9 protein-coding genes and 3 pseudogenes are annotated in these 19225 nt (G+C 65.7%); 3 read left to right on the top strand and 9 right to left on the bottom strand.

Translation table 11 applies throughout. From position 1 onward, the window contains the following. Positions 1-85 precede the first annotated feature (85 nt). The 3 genes and pseudogenes from clpA to dnaE all read right to left on the bottom strand — a co-directional run bounded on the left by clpA (position 86) and on the right by dnaE (position 6493). A pseudogene (clpA, locus tag AC27IO_RS05195) lies at positions 86-2438 on the bottom strand (ATP-dependent Clp protease ATP-binding subunit ClpA). A gap of 57 nt (positions 2439-2495) precedes the next feature. Continuing rightward, positions 2496-2864: an ATP-dependent Clp protease adapter ClpS gene (gene clpS / locus AC27IO_RS05190; RefSeq protein ID WP_272563803.1), complete on the bottom strand. Its 369-nt coding sequence runs from the start codon at positions 2862-2864 to the stop codon at positions 2496-2498. A gap of 80 nt (positions 2865-2944) precedes the next feature. After that, complete coding sequence (gene dnaE, locus AC27IO_RS05185; RefSeq protein WP_498737668.1) at positions 2945-6493, bottom strand: DNA polymerase III subunit alpha; 3549 nt, start codon at positions 6491-6493, stop codon at positions 2945-2947. Between the two features lie 187 nt (positions 6494-6680). Between dnaE and AC27IO_RS05180 the strand changes: the two genes are divergently transcribed. Beyond that, positions 6681-7478, top strand: coding sequence for an outer membrane protein assembly factor BamD (locus AC27IO_RS05180; RefSeq protein WP_272563805.1), 798 nt, complete (start codon positions 6681-6683; stop codon positions 7476-7478). Here the strand turns inward: AC27IO_RS05180 and yoaA are convergent. Beyond that, a pseudogene (gene yoaA, locus AC27IO_RS05175) lies at positions 7441-9532 on the bottom strand (DNA repair helicase YoaA). The gene AC27IO_RS05180 and the pseudogene yoaA sit on opposite strands and share 38 nt — an antisense overlap. Positions 9533-9728: 196 nt before the next feature. Here yoaA and AC27IO_RS05170 point away from each other — a divergent pair. Then, entirely contained in the window at positions 9729-10517 is a 789-nt protein-coding gene (locus tag AC27IO_RS05170) for a PP2C family protein-serine/threonine phosphatase (protein WP_317358777.1), read from the top strand. 100 nt (positions 10518-10617) lie between these two features. On the opposite strand, the gene AC27IO_RS05165 is transcribed toward AC27IO_RS05170, so the two are convergent. The 5 genes and pseudogenes from AC27IO_RS05165 to AC27IO_RS05145 form a co-directional block, all read right to left on the bottom strand. Then, positions 10618-11319, bottom strand: a complete 702-nt coding sequence (locus AC27IO_RS05165) for a hypothetical protein (RefSeq protein ID WP_498737666.1) — start codon at positions 11317-11319, stop codon at positions 10618-10620. 14 nt (positions 11320-11333) lie between these two features. Beyond that, positions 11334-12432 (bottom strand): annotated as a pseudogene (gene zapE, locus AC27IO_RS05160) (cell division protein ZapE). An 86-nt stretch (positions 12433-12518) separates the two neighbouring features. Continuing rightward, on the bottom strand, positions 12519-13946 hold the full coding sequence (lpdA, locus tag AC27IO_RS05155; protein ID WP_498737664.1) for a dihydrolipoyl dehydrogenase: 1428 nt from the start codon (positions 13944-13946) through the stop codon (positions 12519-12521). 86 nt (positions 13947-14032) lie between these two features. Beyond that, positions 14033-16426, bottom strand: coding sequence for a 2-oxoglutarate dehydrogenase complex dihydrolipoyllysine-residue succinyltransferase (gene odhB / locus AC27IO_RS05150; RefSeq protein ID WP_498737662.1), 2394 nt, complete (start codon positions 16424-16426; stop codon positions 14033-14035). A gap of 131 nt (positions 16427-16557) precedes the next feature. Then, positions 16558-17400: a plasmid replication/partition related protein gene (locus tag AC27IO_RS05145; protein ID WP_317352855.1), complete on the bottom strand. Its 843-nt coding sequence runs from the start codon at positions 17398-17400 to the stop codon at positions 16558-16560. Between the two features lie 72 nt (positions 17401-17472). On the opposite strand from AC27IO_RS05145, the gene AC27IO_RS05140 reads away from it, so the two are divergent. Further along, positions 17473-19173, top strand: coding sequence for a sensor domain-containing diguanylate cyclase (locus AC27IO_RS05140; protein WP_317352858.1), 1701 nt, complete (start codon positions 17473-17475; stop codon positions 19171-19173). Positions 19174-19225: the final 52 nt, after the last annotated feature.

The raw sequence follows: 19225 nt of genomic DNA, 5'->3' as shown, positions 1-19225 counted from the left end.
AAGGGTGGAAAAGAAAAAGCCCGCGGTGAACGCGGGCTTTTTCATCAGGCGGCCACCATGGGCGGCCAGGTAATCCATCGGTCGATCAGTCTGCCGTGGCCTCTTCCGGCTCGGCCGGCTCGGATTTCGCCGAGCGCTCCCGCTTGGGCAGCGGCTGGATGTCCAGCAGCACCTCGGGCGTTTCCACGCCTTTTTCGTCCGTCTTCACCTCGATGTCCACCGTGAGGCGGCCACCTTCGGTCAGGCGGCCGAAGAGCAGTTCGTCGGCCAGGGCACGGCGGATGGTGTCCTGGATCAGGCGCTGCATCGGGCGGGCGCCCATCAGCGGATCGAAGCCCTTCTTGGCCAAGTGCTTGCGCAGCGTGTCGGTGAAGGTCACCTCCACCTTCTTCTCGCTCAACTGGGTTTCGAGTTGCAGCAGGAACTTGTCCACCACGCGCAGAATGATCTGCTCGTCCAGCGCCTTAAAGTTCACGATGGCATCCAGCCGGTTGCGGAACTCGGGCGTGAACAGGCGCTTGATGTCGCCCATTTCATCGCCCGCCTGCCGCGGGTTCGTGAACCCGATGGTGGCCTTGTTCATGGTCTCGGCACCCGCGTTCGTCGTCATGATGATGATGACGTTGCGGAAGTCGGCCTTGCGCCCGTTGTTGTCGGTCAGCGTGCCGTGGTCCATCACCTGCAGCAGCACGTTGAAGATGTCCGGATGCGCCTTTTCGATCTCGTCGAGCAGCAGCACGGAGTGCGGCTTCTTCGTGACTGCCTCGGTCAGCAACCCACCCTGGTCGAACCCGACATAGCCCGGAGGCGCACCGATCAGGCGGCTCACCGCATGGCGCTCCATGTACTCCGACATGTCGAAGCGGATCAGCTCGATGCCCATGATGTAGGCGAGCTGCTTGGCCGCTTCGGTCTTGCCGACGCCAGTGGGGCCGCTGAACAGGAACGAGCCGATCGGCTTGTCGCCCTTGCCCAGGCCCGAACGCGCCATCTTCACGGCGGAAGCGAGCACCTCCAGCGCCTTGTCCTGGCCGAACACCACGCTCTTGAGGTCGCGCTCGATGGTCTGCAGCTTGCTGCGGTCGTCGTTGGACACGTTCGCGGGCGGGATGCGCGCGATCTTCGCCACGATCTCCTCGATCTCGGCCTTGCCGATGGTCTTCTTGCGCTTGCTGGCCACCTGGATGCGTTGAGCCGCGCCGGCTTCGTCGATCACGTCGATCGCCTTGTCGGGCAGGTGACGGTCGTTGATGTACTTGGCCGACAATTCGGCCGCTGCCTGCAATGCCGCCGCGGCGTACTTCACGCTGTGGTGCTCTTCGAAGCGCGACTTGAGGCCCTTGAGGATGTCCACCGTTTCCTGCACGGTCGGCTCCACCACATCGACCTTCTGGAACCGGCGCGACAGGGCCGCGTCTTTTTTCGAAGATGCCGCGGTACTCGGTGAACGTGGTCGCGCCGATGCATTTGAGCTGGCCGCTGGAGAGCGCCGGCTTGAGCAGGTTGGACGCGTCCAGCGTGCCGCCCGAGGCCGCACCGGCGCCGATCAGCGTGTGGATTTCGTCGATGAACAGCACCGCATTGGGCTTGTCCTTGAGCGACTTGAGCACACCCTTCAAGCGCTGCTCGAAATCACCACGGTACTTGGTGCCCGCCAGCAAGGCGCCCATGTCGAGCGAATACACGACCGCCTCGGCCAGGATTTCCGGCACGTCGTTCTGTGTGATGCGCCATGCCAGGCCCTCGGCGATGGCCGTCTTGCCCACGCCGGCTTCGCCCACGAGCAGCGGGTTGTTCTTGCGGCGCCGGCACAGGATCTGGATCGTGCGCTCGACCTCGTAGTGGCGGCCGATCAGCGGGTCGATCTTGCCGTCCTTGGCCGCCTGATTGAGGTTCTGGGTGTACTGCTCGAGCGGCGAGGCTTTCTCGTTGCGCTCGCCACCGCCACCGCCCTCTTCGCCTTCTCCCTGGTTCTCAGGCTTGGCGGGTTCCGGCGGCTCGCCTTTCTTGATGCCGTGGGCAATGAAATTGACCACGTCTAGGCGCGTGACGCCCTGCTGGTGCAGGTAGTACACGGCGTGCGAATCCTTCTCGCCAAAGATGGCCACGAGCACGTTGGCGCCCGTGACTTCCTTCTTGCCGTTGCCCGTGGACTGCACGTGCATGATGGCGCGCTGTATCACGCGCTGGAAACCCAGCGTGGGCTGCGTGTCCACCTCGTCGGTGCCGGCGACCTGAGGGGTATTGTCTTTGATGAAATTGGCCAGCGATGACCGCAGATCATCGATGTTGGCCGAACATGCGCGCAGCACCTCGGCTGCGCTGGGGTTATCTAGCAGTGCAAGCAGCAGATGCTCCACGGTAATGAACTCGTGGCGCTGCTGGCGGGCCTCGACAAAGGCCATGTGCAAGCTGACTTCCAGTTCCTGGGCAATCATGTGAACTCCTTTGTGCTTGCGTGGAAGGGATTACTGTAGATCGGGACCAAAGGCCGTTTATTCAACAGGCTCGCTGAGGCATTGCAGCGGATGCCCCGCCTTGTGGGCCGCCTCGCGGACCTGCTCCACTTTGGTGGCGGCGACATCGCGGGAATACACCCCACATACGCCTTTGCCGTCCAAATGGATTTTCAGCATGATCTGCGTGGCTGCTTCCCGGTCTTTGCTGAAGAATTCCTGCAGCACGACGATGACGAATTCCATCGGCGTGAAGTCATCATTGAGCATGACCACCTGAAACATTTGCGGCGGCTGGGTCTTTTGCGTGCGACGTTCGAGCACGACCGAACCGCCATCATCCCGCGCTGGCGTCCTGGTGGGCGGAGCGGGGGTGGGGGAAGGTGGTTTAGTTGCCATGGATTTCATTCTAGCGAGCCACGGCGGTCGACGCAGCCTCTCCCATGTAGTGATCATCCAACGGTGTTTCAAGCCCCATCCTCGCCGGGTCAGCCTGCGTCGTACACCACATTGACCGAACCGGTGCCGGCCTGGGCGCTCCAGGCCGCCAAAGCGGCGTCGGAGGGGAAGAAACGGCTGCCCTCACCCAGTTGCAACTCCGCCACAGCCTGGCCTTGGCCGGCCTTGCAGCGGATGCCCATGCGCACCCGAAGGCCGTGCACCAGCACCTCACCCTGCTCGGTTTCCTGTCGGCGAGGCGGGAATTCGCGCACCAGGCGCTGCACGTCCGGCGCGGTATCGCCGATGGCGACCTGCAGGTAGCGTCCGAACTTGGCCCGAGCCCCCGCCAGGTCCCACACCTGCTGCACCTTCACCCGCAGCCCGCCACTGAAATGGTCGAGCTGCAGGCGGCCGCTCATGACCACGAACTCGTCGTCCTTCAGCATGTCCCGGTGGGCGTTGACCACGTTCTCGTCGGCCGAGGCTTCGATGGTGGCCGACTTGTCGTCCAACTTGAACAGGGCCAGTCGGCCCCGCTGCCCGTTGATCACCCGAAAGTCGCTGATGATGCCCGCCAGGATCTGGGGCTCGCGGCTGTCGAGCAGTTCGTCGATCTGCGTGCGTACGAAACGGCGCACCTCACTGGCCACCTCGTCGAACAGGTGGCCCGACAGGTAGAAGCCCACGGCCGTCTTTTCCTGCGTGAGGCGCTCCTTCACACCCCAGGGCACCATCTCGACGAGTTCGGGCTCCTGCGTGCTCGAGCCGTGGGCGTCCTCGCCCATCATGTCGAACAGGCCGCCCTGGTTGGCATTGGCCAGCGTGGCGTTCGCAAAGTCGAACGCCCGGTCGATCGAGGCGACGAGCGAGGCCCGATTCATGTTCATGGTGTCGAACGCACCCGCCTTGATGAGCGCCTCCAGCGTGCGCTTGTTCAAGCGCGTGCGGTCCACGCGGACGCAGAAGTCGAACAGGCTGGTAAAAGGGCCCTTGGTATCGCCGCGCGGTCCCGCGCCGCGCCCATCCCGGGCCGCAATGATGGCTTCGATCGCCTGCTGGCCCGTTCCCTTGATGGCGCCCAGCCCGTAGCGGATGACCTTGTCCGTGACCGGCTCGAACCGGTACATGCCCCGGTTCACGTCCGGCGGCTCGAACGTCAGGCCAAAGTTCTTCATGGCATCTTCGAACAGCACCTTGAGCTTGTCGGTGTCGTCCATTTCCACCGTCATGTTGGCGCAGAAGAATTCGGCCGTGTAGTGCACCTTGAGCCAGCCGGTCTGGTAGGCCAGCAGCGAGTAGGCCGCCGCGTGCGACTTGTTGAAGCCGTACCCGGCGAACTTCTCCATCAGGTCGAAGACTTCGTCGGCCTTTTCCTGGCTGATGTTCTGCTTGGCCGCTCCCGCACGGAAGATCTCGCGGTGCTCGGCCATCTCCTCGGCCTTCTTCTTGCCCATCGCCCGGCGCAGCATGTCGGCGCCGCCGAGCGAGTAGCCGCCCAGCACCTGGGCGGTCTGCATCACCTGCTCCTGGTACACCATGATCCCGTAGGTTTCCGACAGCACCTTCTCGACCAGCGGATGGGGGTATTCCACCACCTCCTTGCCATGCTTGCGGTTCACGAAGCTGGGGATCAGATCCATCGGACCCGGCCGGTACAGCGCGTTCAGGGCGATGAGGTCTTCCAGCCGGCTGGGGCGGGCTTCCTTGAGCATGCCCTGCATGCCGCGGCTTTCAAACTGGAACACGGCTTCGGTCTTGCCGTCGGAAAAGAGACGGTAGGTGGGTGCATCGTCCAGCGGAATGTTCTCGAACGTGAAGTTCTCCTGCCCCTTGTGGCGCTTGACGACGAACTCCTTGGCGATCTCCAGGATGGTCAGCGTGGCCAGGCCCAAGAAGTCGAACTTCACCAGGCCGATGGCTTCCACATCGTCCTTGTCGTACTGGCTCACGGCGGAATCGCTGCCCGGCTGCTGGTAGAGGGGGCAAAAATCGGTGAGCTTGCCCGGGGCGATGAGCACGCCCCCGGCGTGCATGCCGATGTTGCGGGTCATGCCCTCGAGCTTTTGCGCCATCTCGATGATGGTCTTGACGTCTTCTTCCTTCTGCACGCGCTCGGCCAGCAGCGGCTCCAGTTCGAGTGCGTAATTGTTCTTGTCGCCCTCCTTCTTGGGGTTGGGCGGGTACTGCAGCGTGTACGACATGCCGGGCTTGCCCGGCACGAGCTTGGAAATGCCGTCGCAGAACGTGTAGCTCATGTCCATGACCCGGCCCACGTCGCGGATCGCGGCCTTTGCGGCCATGGTGCCGAACGTGGCGATCTGGCTCACGGCATCCTTGCCGTACTTGTCCTTCACGTAGTCGATCACGCGATCGCGGTTGGACTGGCAGAAATCAATGTCGAAGTCGGGCATCGACACCCGCTCGGGGTTCAGGAACCGCTCGAACAGCAGGTTGTACTGCAGCGGGTCCAAATCGGTGATCTTGAGTGCATAGGCCACCAGCGAGCCAGCACCGGAGCCCCGGCCCGGCCCCACCGGGCAGCCGTTGTTCTTGGCCCACTGGATGAAGTCCCCCACGATCAGGAAGTAGCCCGGGAACCCCATTTTCAGGATGGTGTTGATCTCGAACTCCAGCCGCTCCAGGTAGCGCGGGCGCTCCTTGTCGCGATCCGCCTCCTTGGGGTACAGGTGCGCCAGACGCTCTTCCAGCCCCGCCAGCGAAGCCACCCGGAAGTACTCGTCAATGGGCATGCCGCCCGGGGTGGGAAAGTCCGGCAGCTGCGGCTTGCCCAGCACCAGGGTCAGGTTGCAGCGCTTGGCGATCTCCAGCGTATTGGCGATCGCGGACGGCACGTCGGCGAACAGCGCCTCCATCTGCGCGCTCGATTTGAAGTATTGCTCGCGCGTGAACTTGCGCACCCGCCGCTGGTTGCCCAGGATTTCGCCTTCGGAGATGCACACACGCGCTTCATGGGCCTCGTAATCGTCGGCCGTGGCGAACTGCACGGGGTGGGTCGCGACGACGGGCAGGTTCAGCCGGGCGGCCAGTTGCACGGCAGACACCACATGGGCTTCGTCGTCGGGCCGGCCGGCGCGCTGGATCTCCAGGTAGAAGCGATGGGGGAACAGCCCTGCCAGCCGCAGTGCCAGACGCGCGGCCCCCGCGTCGTCGCCCTTCACGATGGCCTGCCCCACGGGACCGGCCTGAGCGCCCGCCAAAGCGATGAGGCCTTCGCCCAGTTCCTCCAGCCAGGCCCAGGTGCAAAGGGGCTGGTTCTTCACCACGTTGCGCGTCCAGGCGCGCGCGAGCAGTTCCGACAGGTTCAGGTATCCCTGCTTGCCCTGCACCAGCAGGATCATGCGGGAAGGTGGATTGCCCGGCTCCTCGGGTTCGACGAACACTTCGGCGCCCAGCACGGGCTTGACGCCCTTGCCCCGCGCTTCCTTGTAAAACTTGATGGCGCCGAAAAGATTGCCGAGGTCGGTGATCGCCAGGGCGGGCTGGCCGTCCTTGGCAGCCGCCTTGGCCACTTCATCAATGCGGTTGGTGCCGTCGACGACGGAAAATTCGGTGTGCAGGCGCAAATGGACAAACATGGCGGGTATTGTAGGAACGCCCGCTTCCTGCCCCGCGCCAGAGCCCCGGCGTTTCGTTCAGGCCGCCGGCTGGCACGCCGGTACAATCCGGCTCCTGCCCGATCGCCGCGGCCAGCCCCCTGTGGTCGTCCCGGCCCCTGATCGGAAGCGGGAACCGATGCCCTTCTTTTGCCTGAAAGCTGCCTCCATGCCGCGTTTTCCCCTGCCCCTGTTGTCCGCCCTGCTGGCCGCCGGCCTGATGGCGGGCTGCTCCAGCACCCCCGAAGACAAGACCGCCGGCTGGAGCCCCAATCGCATCTACTCCGAAGCCCGCGACGAACTCAACAGTGGCGGCTACGACAAGGCCGTGCCCCTGCTGGAAAAGCTCGAAGGTCGCGCGGCCGGCACGCCGCTGGCACAGCAGGCCCAGTTGGAAAAGGCCTATGCCCAGTACAAGGCCGGCGAAAAGGCCCAGGCCATCGCCACGCTGGACCGCTTCATGAAGCTGCACCCCGCCAGCCCCGCCTACGACTACGCGCTGTACCTGAAGGGGCTCGTCAACTTCAACGACAACCTGGGGCTGTTCTCCTGGCTGTCACGCCAGGACCTGTCCGAGCGCGACCAGAAGGCCGCCAAGGATTCGTTTGAGTCCTTCCGCGAGCTGACCACGCGGTTCCCGGAATCGCGCTATGCCCAGGACTCGCGCCAGCGCATGACCTACATCGTCAATTCCCTGGCGCAGTACGAAGTGCACGTGGCCCGCTACTACTACGAGCGCGGCGCCTATGTGGCGGCCATCAGCCGGGCCCAGATCGCCCTGGCCGACTACAAGGAAGTGCCTGCGCTGGAAGAGGCCCTGTACATCCTGGTGAAGTCCTACGATGCGCTGGGCATGACCCAGTTGCGCGACGATGCGCAGCGCGTCATGGCAAGTTCCTACCCGCAGAGCGAGTTGAACCGCGATGGCCTCAAGGCCAAGTCGGAGCCGTGGTGGAAGGTGTGGTGAGCGCGCGCAGCGCTGCATCGAATTCCTGCGCCGTGTGAAGGCGCCGCATGGGTGGCAAGGCTGACAGCAGGCGCTTGCCGTAGCCCATCTCGACCAGGCGGGTGTCGGCCACCACCAGCACGCCCCGATCGGTTTCGCTGCGAATCAACCGCCCCGCGCCCTGCTTGAGGGCGATCGCTGCCTCCGGCAGCGAAAAGTACCGGAAGGCGCTGCGTTTGGCCTGTTCCAGCCGCTGGGAGCGCGCCTCCACCAGCGGATCGCCCGGTGGCGGGAACGGCAGTTTGTCGATCACCACCAGTTGCAGGGCCTCGCCCGGCACGTCGAACCCTTCCCAGAACGTGGCGGACGCGACCAGCACGCACCCTGCCCGCCCCTCGGACGCGCCTTCGCGGAACCGCTCCATCAAACGCCGCTTGGGCCACTGGCCCTGCACCAGCACCTCGATGCCGGAATCCGCAGCGAACCGGGCCTGCAGCGCATCGCCGATGGTCCGCAGGGCCTTGAGCGTGGTGGTGAGCACCAGGGTGCGCCCTCCGAGCACCGACACCGCGCTGCCCACCCAGGCCGCCAATGCCGCGCTGTGGGAGGGGTCGGAAGGCTTGGGCAATTCCAAAGGCACATGGAAGGCCGCCTGCGACGCATAGTCGAACGGGCTCTCCACCCGCAAGATGCGCGCGTCCTGCAAACCGCAGGGCTCGGTGAACCAGCGCAGGCTCGCATCGTCCCCCAAGGTGGCCGAGGTGAAGATCCATGCACGGGGCTTGCCCTGCGACAGCACCGCGGCCGCGTCCGGCTCATCCCAGGCCGAGGCCTCGGCCTCAGGCTCGGGCTCGCCAGCGGGCAGTTGCCACAGGGACCGCATCGGGCCCGCGATGTCGAGCGGCGCTTCCACGAGCCGCAACGCGCCCGCCACATCCACCCATCGGACCGCATCCGCGGCACAAGGCTGGGAAAAGCCGTCCATGCGCTCCATGAGCTGCACCGCACGGCCATGCAGGCGCACGAAGTCCGGGGCGATCTCGCTCACGGTGTCCAGGGCCGCCAGGGCTGCGCGGCATGCGCCGACCACCTGCTGCATGGCCGCATGCCATTCGCCGGGGTCCACGCCGTCGGGCACCTCGCTTGTCCAACGCAACCGCGAACCGGCCGGGGCACGGCCTGCGGCCAGACGAAGATCGCGGCCGGCGCGGTCCAGCGCGCCGGCCACCCCCAGCCAATCGGCCAGCCCGCGGGCGAACTGCAGGCCTGCCGCCATCACGTCGCGCGAAAAAATCCAGCAACTGCGCGGTAGAGGCTTGTTTGCCCATGAACTGCACGCCGGTTTCGTTCAGCTGGTGCGCCTCGTCGAAGACGACGACGCGCACGGAAGGCAACAGTTCGGCCATGCCGGAATCGCGAACGGCCTGGTCCGCAAAAAAGAGGTGGTGGTTGATCACCACCACATCGGCAGCCAGCGCCTCGCGCCGGGCACGGTGGACATGGCAGTCCCGAAAGCGCGGGCACGGCGAGCCCAGGCAGTTCTCGCGGGTGGAGGTGACCAGCGGAATCACCGGAGAGCGCTCATCCAGCCCCGGCAACTCAGCCAAATCCCCGCTCACCGTCCCTTGCGACCAGGTTTCCACGCGGGCCAGCACCCGCGCCACAGCTGCATCGTGAGCGGCCGCATCCTGGCGTGCCAACTCCATGCGGTGCAGGCATAGGTAGCTGGCCCGGCCCTTGAGCAGCGCGGTGCGCACGGGCAACGCCAGTGCCTGAACGAGGCGGGGCAGGTCGCGCGCGAACAACTGGTCCTGCAGCGCCTTGGTGGCGGTGGACACCAGCACCCGCTCGCCACTGAGCAGCGCCGGCACCAGATAGGAAAACGTCTTGCCGACGCCCGTGCCCGCCTCCACCACCAGACCCCCTCCCTGCTCGATGGTCTCGGCCACCGCCAGCGCCATCTCGGTCTGGCCAGCGCGGGGCGAGAAATGCGTCTGGGCCAGCGACAGCACGCCGCCCGCTTCGAACGCGGCCTGCACGCCATGGACGAGCGATTCGATGCGGGGCAATTCCATGCCGGTCATTCCTGGTTGCGCTCACGGGCGACCGCACCGGACCGCATGGTGGGACCGGGAGGAAATGGACAGGGTAAAAGGCGGTGCAAGGAAAGAAGGCAGCAGAGGCGTCGCATGGCAAAACCGCCAAAGGGCGCCCGATAATACGTGCTTCGCCCGGCCCTTCGGCCGGCCCGCGCCTTCCACCATTTCTGCCATGACCAAACCGTTTCGCCTCACTGCGTCAACCGGCATCCACAAAGGCGATCGCGAATACCAGCAGGACCAGGTCGCGTTGATCGCCCACCCCCGCTACAACGGCTGCGTGCTCGGTGTCGTGGCGGACGGCATGGGAGGGCGCAGCGGGGGCCGCAAGGCGTCCGACCAGGTGATGCTCACGGCCCGGCAATGGTTCGAGCGGTACTCGCCGGACACCGACGACACCGCGACGATGCTCAAGCACATGGTGGAAGAGGCGCACATCGTGATCCGCCTCACCGCCATCTCAGCAGAGCAGGAGCCGCACAGCACGGTGGCGGCCTTCATCATCAACCCCCGGGGCGACTGCCACTGGGCGCATGCCGGCGATTCACGCATCTATCACTTCCAGGGCGCGCGGCTGGCCCACCGCACCAGCGACCATTCATATGTGCAGGCCCTGGTCGACCGCGGCGAAATCACCGAGGCCGAGGCCAACACCCATCCGCACTCCAACATCCTGGTGGGCTGCCTGGGCACCGAGAGCGATCCGCCGGTGGCCCAGCACATGATTCCGCAACTGCTGCCGGGCGATGTGCTCCTGGCGTGCAGCGACGGCGTGTGGCACTATTTTTCGCCCACGGAGCTGGCGTCGGTGGTGGACTCGCTGTCGCCGCGCGAGGCCACGGAATTCCTCATCGAGAAAGCGCGGTCACGGGCCCGTGGCGGCGGGGACAACCTCTCGCTCGCCATCGTGAAGATCGAGGCGCTGGTGGAAGAAAAGAAACCGGCCCGGCTGGTGCGCTGAGGAAGGCGTCAACAGCGCGCACCTGCCCCGCGCCACAGGGTTGGGGTGCCCCATGGCAGTTGCCCGCGCCTGGTGGAAGGCGTGCGCCTTGGCGCCGCCTTCAGGGGGCAGCGCTGGCCGGTGGAACCGGCGGTGGCGGTGGCAGCGCCGCTGCCGGCTTGCGGCCCTGGGCTTCGGCATCGGCCCGCGCCTTCTCGTGCTTTTCGCGCCGCTCCTGGGCGGCCTTCTGCTTGGCCTCGTACCGGGCACGCGCTTCGGAAATCTGGCCGGGTTGCGCTGCCGCACGCTCGGCCTTGGCGGCTTCGTGCGACTGCTCCCGCGAATGCTGCTGTGCGGCGCGCTGCTGCGCGTCGTGCTCGCGCTCCGCACGGCCCTGCGCTTGCGCCTGAGCCCGGGAGGCGGCCTGCATGGGTGCGGGGCGTTCGCCGGCTTCAAGCTTCTCGCGCTGCTCCTGCTGCTTTTGCTCGATCGACTGCACGCGCAAGGCCGCCTTTTCACGGCGCTCGGCGTCGTTCAGGGCCACTTCGCGCTGCCGCAGTGCGCTTTCCTGGTCCCGCACCTGCGCCCGCACGCCGATCAGGCAGTCCTCGACGGAAAAGCGCTGGTAGCAGACGGCCTCTTCCTTGATGCGCCGGGCCTCCAGCGCGCGGCGGTCGCGCTGGATCTGGTCGCGCTCGGTGCGGCGCTCGGCCTGCGCGGCATCGGCGGCGGCGCGCGATGCGGCCAGCGGTGACTGGGCCGCAGCCAGCGTCGAGGCGAGCGCCAGTGCGGTGGCAAGGAAAAGGCGTTGGAAGGATGGCATGGCGAGAAAAGAGGTTACGTCAATCCGGTGTCCACCACGCGCCGCTCCAGATCCAGGAATTCCTTGGACTGCATTTCATTCAGCCGGGAGACGGTGCGCGGAAATTCATGGGCCAGCGGGCCCTCGGTGTACAGCGCTTCGGGCGGCACGGCGGCGGACAGGATGAGCTTGACGCGCCGGTCGTACAGCACGTCCACCAGCCACGTGAAGCGCCGGGCCGGCGACGCCATCGATACGGGCATGTGGGGCACATCCGACAGCAGCACGGTGTGGAACTGCGTGGCGATTTCCAGGTAGTCGTTCTGCGAGCGCGGGCCACCGCACAGCACGCTGAAATCGAACCAGACGACGCCGCCGGCCTTGCGGCGCGCACGGATCTCGCGTGCCTCGATGTGCAGGACCGGGTCTTCGTCGCGCACTTCGGCCAGTTGGTCGAACGCCTCGGACATCTCCGCATCGGCCTGGGGTCCCAGCGGCGTGTGGTACAGCCGCACCATCTCCAGCGTGCGGCGGCGGTAGTCGGTGCCGTTGTCCACGTTGACCACCTCCATCCGCTGGTTCAGCAGTTCGATGGCGGGCAGGATGCGGTCGCGGTGCAGCCCACCGGGGTACAACCCGTCGGGCTCGAAATTGGAGGTGGTGACAAAACCCACGCCGTTGTCGAAAAAGCGCCGCCAGCAGGCGGTGCAGGATCATCGCGTCGGTGATGTCCGCCACATGGAACTCATCGAAGCAGATGAGCTTGTAGCGCTTGGAGATGCGCTCGCCCAGCACGTCCAGCGGATTGACGGTGCCCTGCAGGCCCGCCAGTTCGCGGTGCACTTCGCGCATGAACTCGTGGAAATGCAGCCGCACCTTGCGGCGGATGGGCACGGCGTTGAAAAAGCAGTCCATGAGAAAGCTCTTGCCCCGCCCCACGCCGCCGTACATGTACACGCCGCGCGGCACCTCGGGCCGGTTGATGAGCTTCTTCAAGGCGTTGGAGCGGCGCTCCTTGTACAGCGCCCAATCGTCGGCACACCGCTGCAACGCCTCGACGGCGCGCAACTGGGCCGGATCGCTCTGGTAGCCCTTGCTGGCCAGTTCCGCCTCATACGCCTGCTTCACATTCACACGCACACTCCAAACGCTATAAAAAAGATAGCTGCCTGCGCTAGTATTTCAAGCGCAGGCAGCCATTTTTACCCAAAGTCCCGGGGTCAGAAGTTCAGCGTGCGCTTGTCCACGGCCAGGGCCGCTTCCTTGGTGGCTTCGCTCAAGCTCGGATGGGCGTGGCAGATGCGCGCGATGTCTTCGGCGCTGGCCTTGAACTCCATGGCGACCACGGCTTCGGCGATCAGTTCGCTGGCCATCGGGCCGACGATGTGCACGCCCAGGATCTCATCCGTGGCCGCGTCCGCCAGGAACTTGACCATACCGGTCGTGTCGCCCAGCGCGCGGGCGCGACCGTTGGCCAGGAACGGGAACGTGCCGGCCTTGTACTTCACGCCGTCCGCCTTGAGCTGCTGCTCGGTGCGGCCCACCCAGGCGATCTCGGGGTTGGTGTAGATCACCCAGGGGATGGTGTTGAAGTTCACATGGCCGTGCTGGCCCGCGATGCGCTCGGCCACGGCCACGCCCTCTTCTTCGGCCTTGTGCGCCAGCATCGGGCCGCGCACCACGTCGCCCACCGCCCACACGCCCGACAGGTTGGTCTTGCAATCGGCATCGACCACGATCGCGCCGCGCTCGTCCAGCTGCAGGCCAACGGCTTCGCCGTTGAGTCCGATGGTGTTGGGCACGCGGCCGATGGACACGATGAGCTTGTCCACTTCCAGCGTCTGGGCTTCGCCCTTGGCATTGGTGTAGGCCACGCTCACGGCATTGTTGCCGGTCTTGATCTCGCCGATCTTCACGCCCAGTTCGATCTTGAGGTTCTGCTTGTCGAACGCCTTCTTGGCTTCCTTGGCGATCTGCTCGTCCACCGCGCCCAGGAACGTGGGCAGTCCTTCCAGCACCGTCACTTCGGCACCCAGGCGGCGCCAGACCGAGCCCATTTCCAGGCCGATCACGCCGGCGCCGATCAGGCCCAGCTTCTTGGGTGTCTCTCCAATGCGCAGGGCACCGTCGTTGGAAAGGATGTGCTCTTCGTCGAACGGCACGCCAGGCAGCGCGCGGGCGTTGGAGCCCGTGGCCAAGATGATCTGCTTGCCGGTGATGGACTCTTCGGCAGCGCCGGCCACGCGGATTTCATAGCCACCGTCGGCGGCTTTCACGAACGAGCCACGGCCGTGGAAGAACGTGATCTTGTTCTTCTTGAACAGGTACAGGATGCCGTCGTTGTTCTGCTTCACCACGCTGTCCTTGCGGGCGATCATCTTGGCCACGTCCATGCGCACGTCCTTGACCTCGATGCCATGGTCGGCGAAGTGGTGGTTGGCCTGGTCGAAATGCTCGGACGACTGCAGCAGCGCCTTGGAGGGAATGCAGCCCACGTTGGTGCAGGTGCCGCCCGGTGCGGGGCCGCCCTTGCCGTTCTTCCACTCGTCGATGCAGGCCACGTTGAAGCCCAGTTGCGCGGCACGGATGGCAGCGATATAGCCGCCGGGGCCGCCGCCGATCACGATCACGTCGAATTGTTTGCTCATGTCAATCTCACTCAATCAGTTGAAGAAAGACCCACCGGCGGGCGCGGCCAACGGCCGGGCCACGCGGGCGGGTCCATCCAGGGGGATCAGATGTCGAACAGCAGGCGCGAGGGGTCTTCCAGCGCTTCCTTCATGGCCACCAAGCCCAGCACGGCTTCACGGCCGTCGATGATGCGGTGGTCGTACGACATGGCCAGGTAGTTCATCGGGCGGATGACGATCTGGCCGTTTTCCACCACGGCACGGTCCTTGGTGGCGTGCACGCCCAGGATGGCCGACTGCGGCGGGTTGATGATGGGGGTGGACAGCATGGAGCCGAACGTGCCGCCATTGGAGATCGAGAACGTGCCACCGGTCATCTCTTCAATGCCCAGCTTGCCGTCCTTGGCCTTCTGGCCGAACTCGGCGATCTTCTTTTCGATGTCGGCGAACGTCATCTGGTCGGCATTGCGCAGGATGGGCACCACCAGGCCGCGGGGCGAGCCCACGGCGATGCCGATGTCGAAGTAGCCGTGGTAGACGATGTCGTTGCCGTCGACCGAGGCGTTGAGCACCGGGTACTTCTTCAGGGCATGCACGGCCGCCTTCACGAAGAAGCTCATGAAGCCGATCTTCACGCCGTGTTCCTTGGTGAAAGCGTCCTGGAACTTCTTGCGCATGTCCATCACCGGGGCCATGTTCACTTCGTTGAACGTGGTCAGGATGGCGTTGGTCGATTGCGACTGCAGCAGGCGCTCGGCCACGCGGGCGCGCAGGCGGCTCATGGGCACGCGCTGCTCGGGGCGGCCGCTCAGGTCTTCCTTGGCGGTGGGCGCAGCCACCTGCGGCAGCGCCTTGGTGGGCACGCCGGTGGGGATCGCGCTCGGTGCGGCCGCAGCGGCCTTGCCCGTGCCCGATGCCACGGCACCCAGCACGTCACCCTTGGTCACGCGGCCATCCTTGCCCGTGCCGGCCACGGCCGAAACGGACAGGTTGTTGTCGGCCAGCAGCTTGGCCAAGATGAGGCTGGAGTTCAGCGGCGTGCGCAACTCATGGCTCATGTTGGCCAGGAACTCGCTCTTGTACTGACTGGCCTGCTCCAGGTCGTTGGCCTTTTGCGACAGGGCATCCTGCGCGCGCAGCAACTGCTGCTTCTGGTACTCCAGCTGCTGCGTCTGCTCTTCCAGCTGGGCGTTGCTCTGCTCCAACTCGGTCTGCTGCGCTTCCATCTGGGCTTGCGACTCCTGCAGCACCCGGCTCTGCTGCTCGAGCTCTTCGTTGCTCACGCGCAATTCCTCCTGCTGTGCCTGCAGTTCTTCGGCCTGGCGCTGGGTTTCTTCCAGCAGGGCTTCGAGCCGGGTCCGGTCGATGGCCGAGCGGATGGAGGTGGCGAGCAATTCCGACGCGCGGGTGAGCAGTTGCAGATCGGCATCGCGCAGCGTGCGGAAGAACCCGAATTCGATCACCGCATGCACGACACCGTTGTGCACGGCCGGCACCAGCACGATCTCGGCCGGCGTGGCGTGCCCCACCCCAGAGGAGATAGGCAGGTAGTTCGTCGGCACGTCCGTCACATGCATCAGCTGGCGGGAATCGGCGGCCTGCCCCAATAGGCCCTGGCCGCTCAAGACACGGGCACCGGCCTGGGGATCGGCCAGTGCATAGCTGCCGAACCGCTGAAACACGCCGCCGCCTTCGGCCACATACGCCGCGCCCACCCGCGCGCCCAGCCAGTCTGCCAGGTAGTCCATCACGATCGGGCCCAGATCGCTCAGGCGGTGATCGCCCTGCAGCCGGTTGCCCAGCCCCACTAGGCCGCCCTTGATCCAGTCCTCCTGGGCTTTGGCGCGGTGATCGCTTCGGGCAAGGACAGCGGACATCAGGATCAGCAGCAGCAGCACGAACGAACTGACCCAGGTGAAATACGCGCCGAAGGTGGCCGCGGCATCCCATTCGCCGCGCCGGGTATCCAGTTCCTGGCGCTCAGCGTTCAGCATTTCCCGAAGGATGTTGCGGATCGCGTCCATGGTTGCACGGCCCTTGTCCGTGCGCACCACGTCTGCCGCACCCTCCGCATTGCCTGCGCGCCGCATGTTCACGGTTTCGTCGAGTTCCGTCATCTTCTGCGCCACCAGGGCCTGCAGATGCTCGAAGCGCTGCACCTGCTCGGGCGATGCCTGCACCAGGGTGCGCAGCCGTCCCATCTCGGGCTTGAGCGCGGCCTGCGCTGCCGTGTAGGGCTGCAGGTAGCGGGTTTCGCCCGTGAGCAGATAGCCGCGCTGACCGGTTTCCGCATCTTTCGTGATGGACAGGACGGTCTGCATCTGCGTGAGCGATTCCACGGCCGCATTGATGCGAGTCACCGCTTCGGCCCGCTCCTGCTGCGACTGGTAGGTGAACAGGGCGATGATGGTCGTGGCCAACGCGGCCAACATGAAGCCAGCGAACAGCCGGATCGGCATGCCTCGCTGGATCTGGGAGGAAGGGGCGTTAGATGTCATGGCGCGGATCGGAGTGGGCCCAAATCATAGAGCCCAATGGCATGGCAGTAACACCCGCACACAAGGTGCGGATACCTTCGAAAAAATGGGGCGCGGCGTCTAAAACCGCCCGTGCGCCCCCCGCCCTGACGCTAGGCGCCCGGCTGTGCCTGCCAGGCCGCCAGCTGGCGGCGCAGTTCCTCGTTCTCGGCCGTGAGTTCGGCCACGCGTTCACGCAACGACTGCAGGGTCTCGGGCGATGGGACATCGGCCTCGTCCCGGGGCTTGCGCCTGGCCTCGCGCACCCGCTTGGCCGCCTGCTTGAGTTCGTCACCTCCCGCCATGGCTGCCGCACGCTGTTCGTCCTGCGGCAACGTGGCCACGGCCGCCGCTGCGTTCAGTGAGAGGGCGCCCGCCTTGACCGCTGCCACCACCTCGGGCGCGGCCTGCTTGCGTATTTTTTCGATCATCACCACCTGGCTGCTGCTCAGCCGTGCGGCCTTGGCAATGGCCTCCCGACTGGACAGCGGCTGGGGCTCTGGCGATGCCTCCTGCGCCAGCGCATCGGCTGCAGTCGGGGCCGGGGCGGCGGCACCGGGGGGGTGTGCATCCTCCCCGGGTTCGCCGGGGGAAGCCCCCCGAAGGGCCTCGCCATTGGCGGCACGCACGTTGCGATCGGCCAGAATCTCCCGCTTGCGCAGAGCCAGCACGCCGCGCTGGAAGTCCGATACGCTACGCCGACCCAGGTGCTGGTCGATCATCCACAGGTGCACGTCTTCCATGGAGCGGAAATTCTGATTTTGAACCGTCTGGAACGGCAACCCATGCTTTTGGCAGATACCGTACCGGTTATGGCCATCCACCAGCACATCGCCCCACAGCACCAGCGCATCGCGGCACCCTTCCGCCAGCAGGCTGCGCTCCAGGGCCGCGTGCTCCTCGGGGCTCAGGGGGTCGATATAGGCCTTGAGTTCTTCGTTGACGACGATATGCATGGGCGGGGTTTCCAGGACCAAAGGGCCGGCATTGTAGAGAGCCCCTTCTGATCCGGAGAAAATCGAAAGGCTATGCAAACCACCGACAAGGCCAAGGGCTCGCGCCAGAGCTTCAGGGGGCAGCTCACCCTGCTGTTCGGCGGGCTGTCGCTTGCCAGCCTGCTGGGCGTGGGGGTCTACGTGGGCCACATCGCCACGGGGGAGCTGGCCCGGTTCGGCGGTGAACTGCTGCACACCAGTGCCCGATCGGCCGCCGACCTGCTGGCGACCAACCTGCGCGAGCGGGCCCAGGAAATCGACCTCCTGCGCCAGTTGGCGCTCTTCACCCGCGGCGACCTTTCCGCTCAGGAGATGCGGCAGGCGCTGGACCTGCGCAAGACCACCCACAACGAATACGCCTGGATCGGCGTCACCGACGCGAGCGGACGGGTCACGCAAGCCACTGATGGCGTGCTGGTCGGTGCCCAGGTCGAGCACCGGCCTTGGTTCCAGTCCGCCCGCTCCGGGCTGTTCGTGGGCGACGTGCACGAGGCCGTGCTGCTCGCCAAGCAGTTGCCCAACCGCAACCCGGACCAGCCGCTGCGCTTCATCGACTTCGCGGCCCCCATCCTGGACGAGCAGGGCCAGTTGCGGGGGGTGCTGGGTGCCCACGCCCACTGGTCCTGGGTGACCGAGACGGTAGAGTCCATCGTGGTGAACCGGGTCGGCCAGCACGGTGCGGAGGTGCTGATCGCGGACAGGGCCGGGCACATTCTTTACCCGTTCCAGCATGTCGGACTGTTGAATCTGCCTGCCGGCGCTTCTCCGCAGGCGCAGTCGGAACGCCTGCAATGGAGCGATGGCGCAGAGTACCTCACCAGCATGGTGGAGCTACCGACCGTGGCGCACACCGATCTGGGCTGGCGCATCGTTCTGCGCCAGCCGCTGGACAAGGCACTGGCCCCGGTGAAAGCGCTGCGCCAGCAACTGATTCTGCTCGGCCTGCTCACGGCCCTGGCCTGCGCCCTGGTCGCCTACCGGCTGGCAGCGCGCATCAGCCGGCCCATCGAACAGCTGGCCCGCGCCGCCCGCATGATCGAAAACCGCGCTGGAACGCCGATCTATCCGGGCGACGAACACGCATCGGAGATCACGCAACTCAACCACTCCTTCCAGTCGATGACGGCGTCCCTGCTCGAGCGGGAGCGCGAACTGTCCCAGTTAAACACGTCCCTGGAAGCCCAGGTGGCGGAACGCACGCTGGCGTTGCACCGCGCCAACCAGGAACTGGAGAACCTGGCCATTCACGACGCGCTCACCGGGCTCTACAACCGCCGCAGGTTCGATGAAAAGCTGCGCGAGTACGTGCAGCTCTTTCAGCGCACGGGCCGGACCTTCGCGCTGCTGGTCATCGACGCCGACCATTTCAAGCATGTCAACGACCACCATGGCCACCAGGCCGGCGACGCGGTGCTTCAGCAATTGGCCCAGGTGATCTCGGGCAGTGTGCGAATCACCGATTTCGTGGCGCGCTACGGCGGCGAGGAATTCGTGGTGCTGCTGCCGGAGCCGCAGGACCGGCAGGAGGGCCGCGTGGTGGCTGAAAAGATCCGCTTCGCGGTGAGCCAGAGCCAGTTCCCGGCCGTCGGCCAGTTGACCGTGAGCCTGGGCATGAGTTTTTGCAGCCTGAAGGACACCAACGAAACCGACATCGTCCAGCGTGCCGACCAGGCGCTCTACCAGGCCAAGCAGCAAGGGCGCAACCAGGTGGTGGTGGCGACCGAAAGCGCCTGACCCCTTTTGCCTCGGCGGGAAAGCGGCAAAGACGCCGCTATGATTCGGCGCC

Source organism: Acidovorax sp. KNOB132 (assembly GCF_057541515.1).
This window is presented reverse-complemented; position numbering and strand designations above follow the sequence as displayed.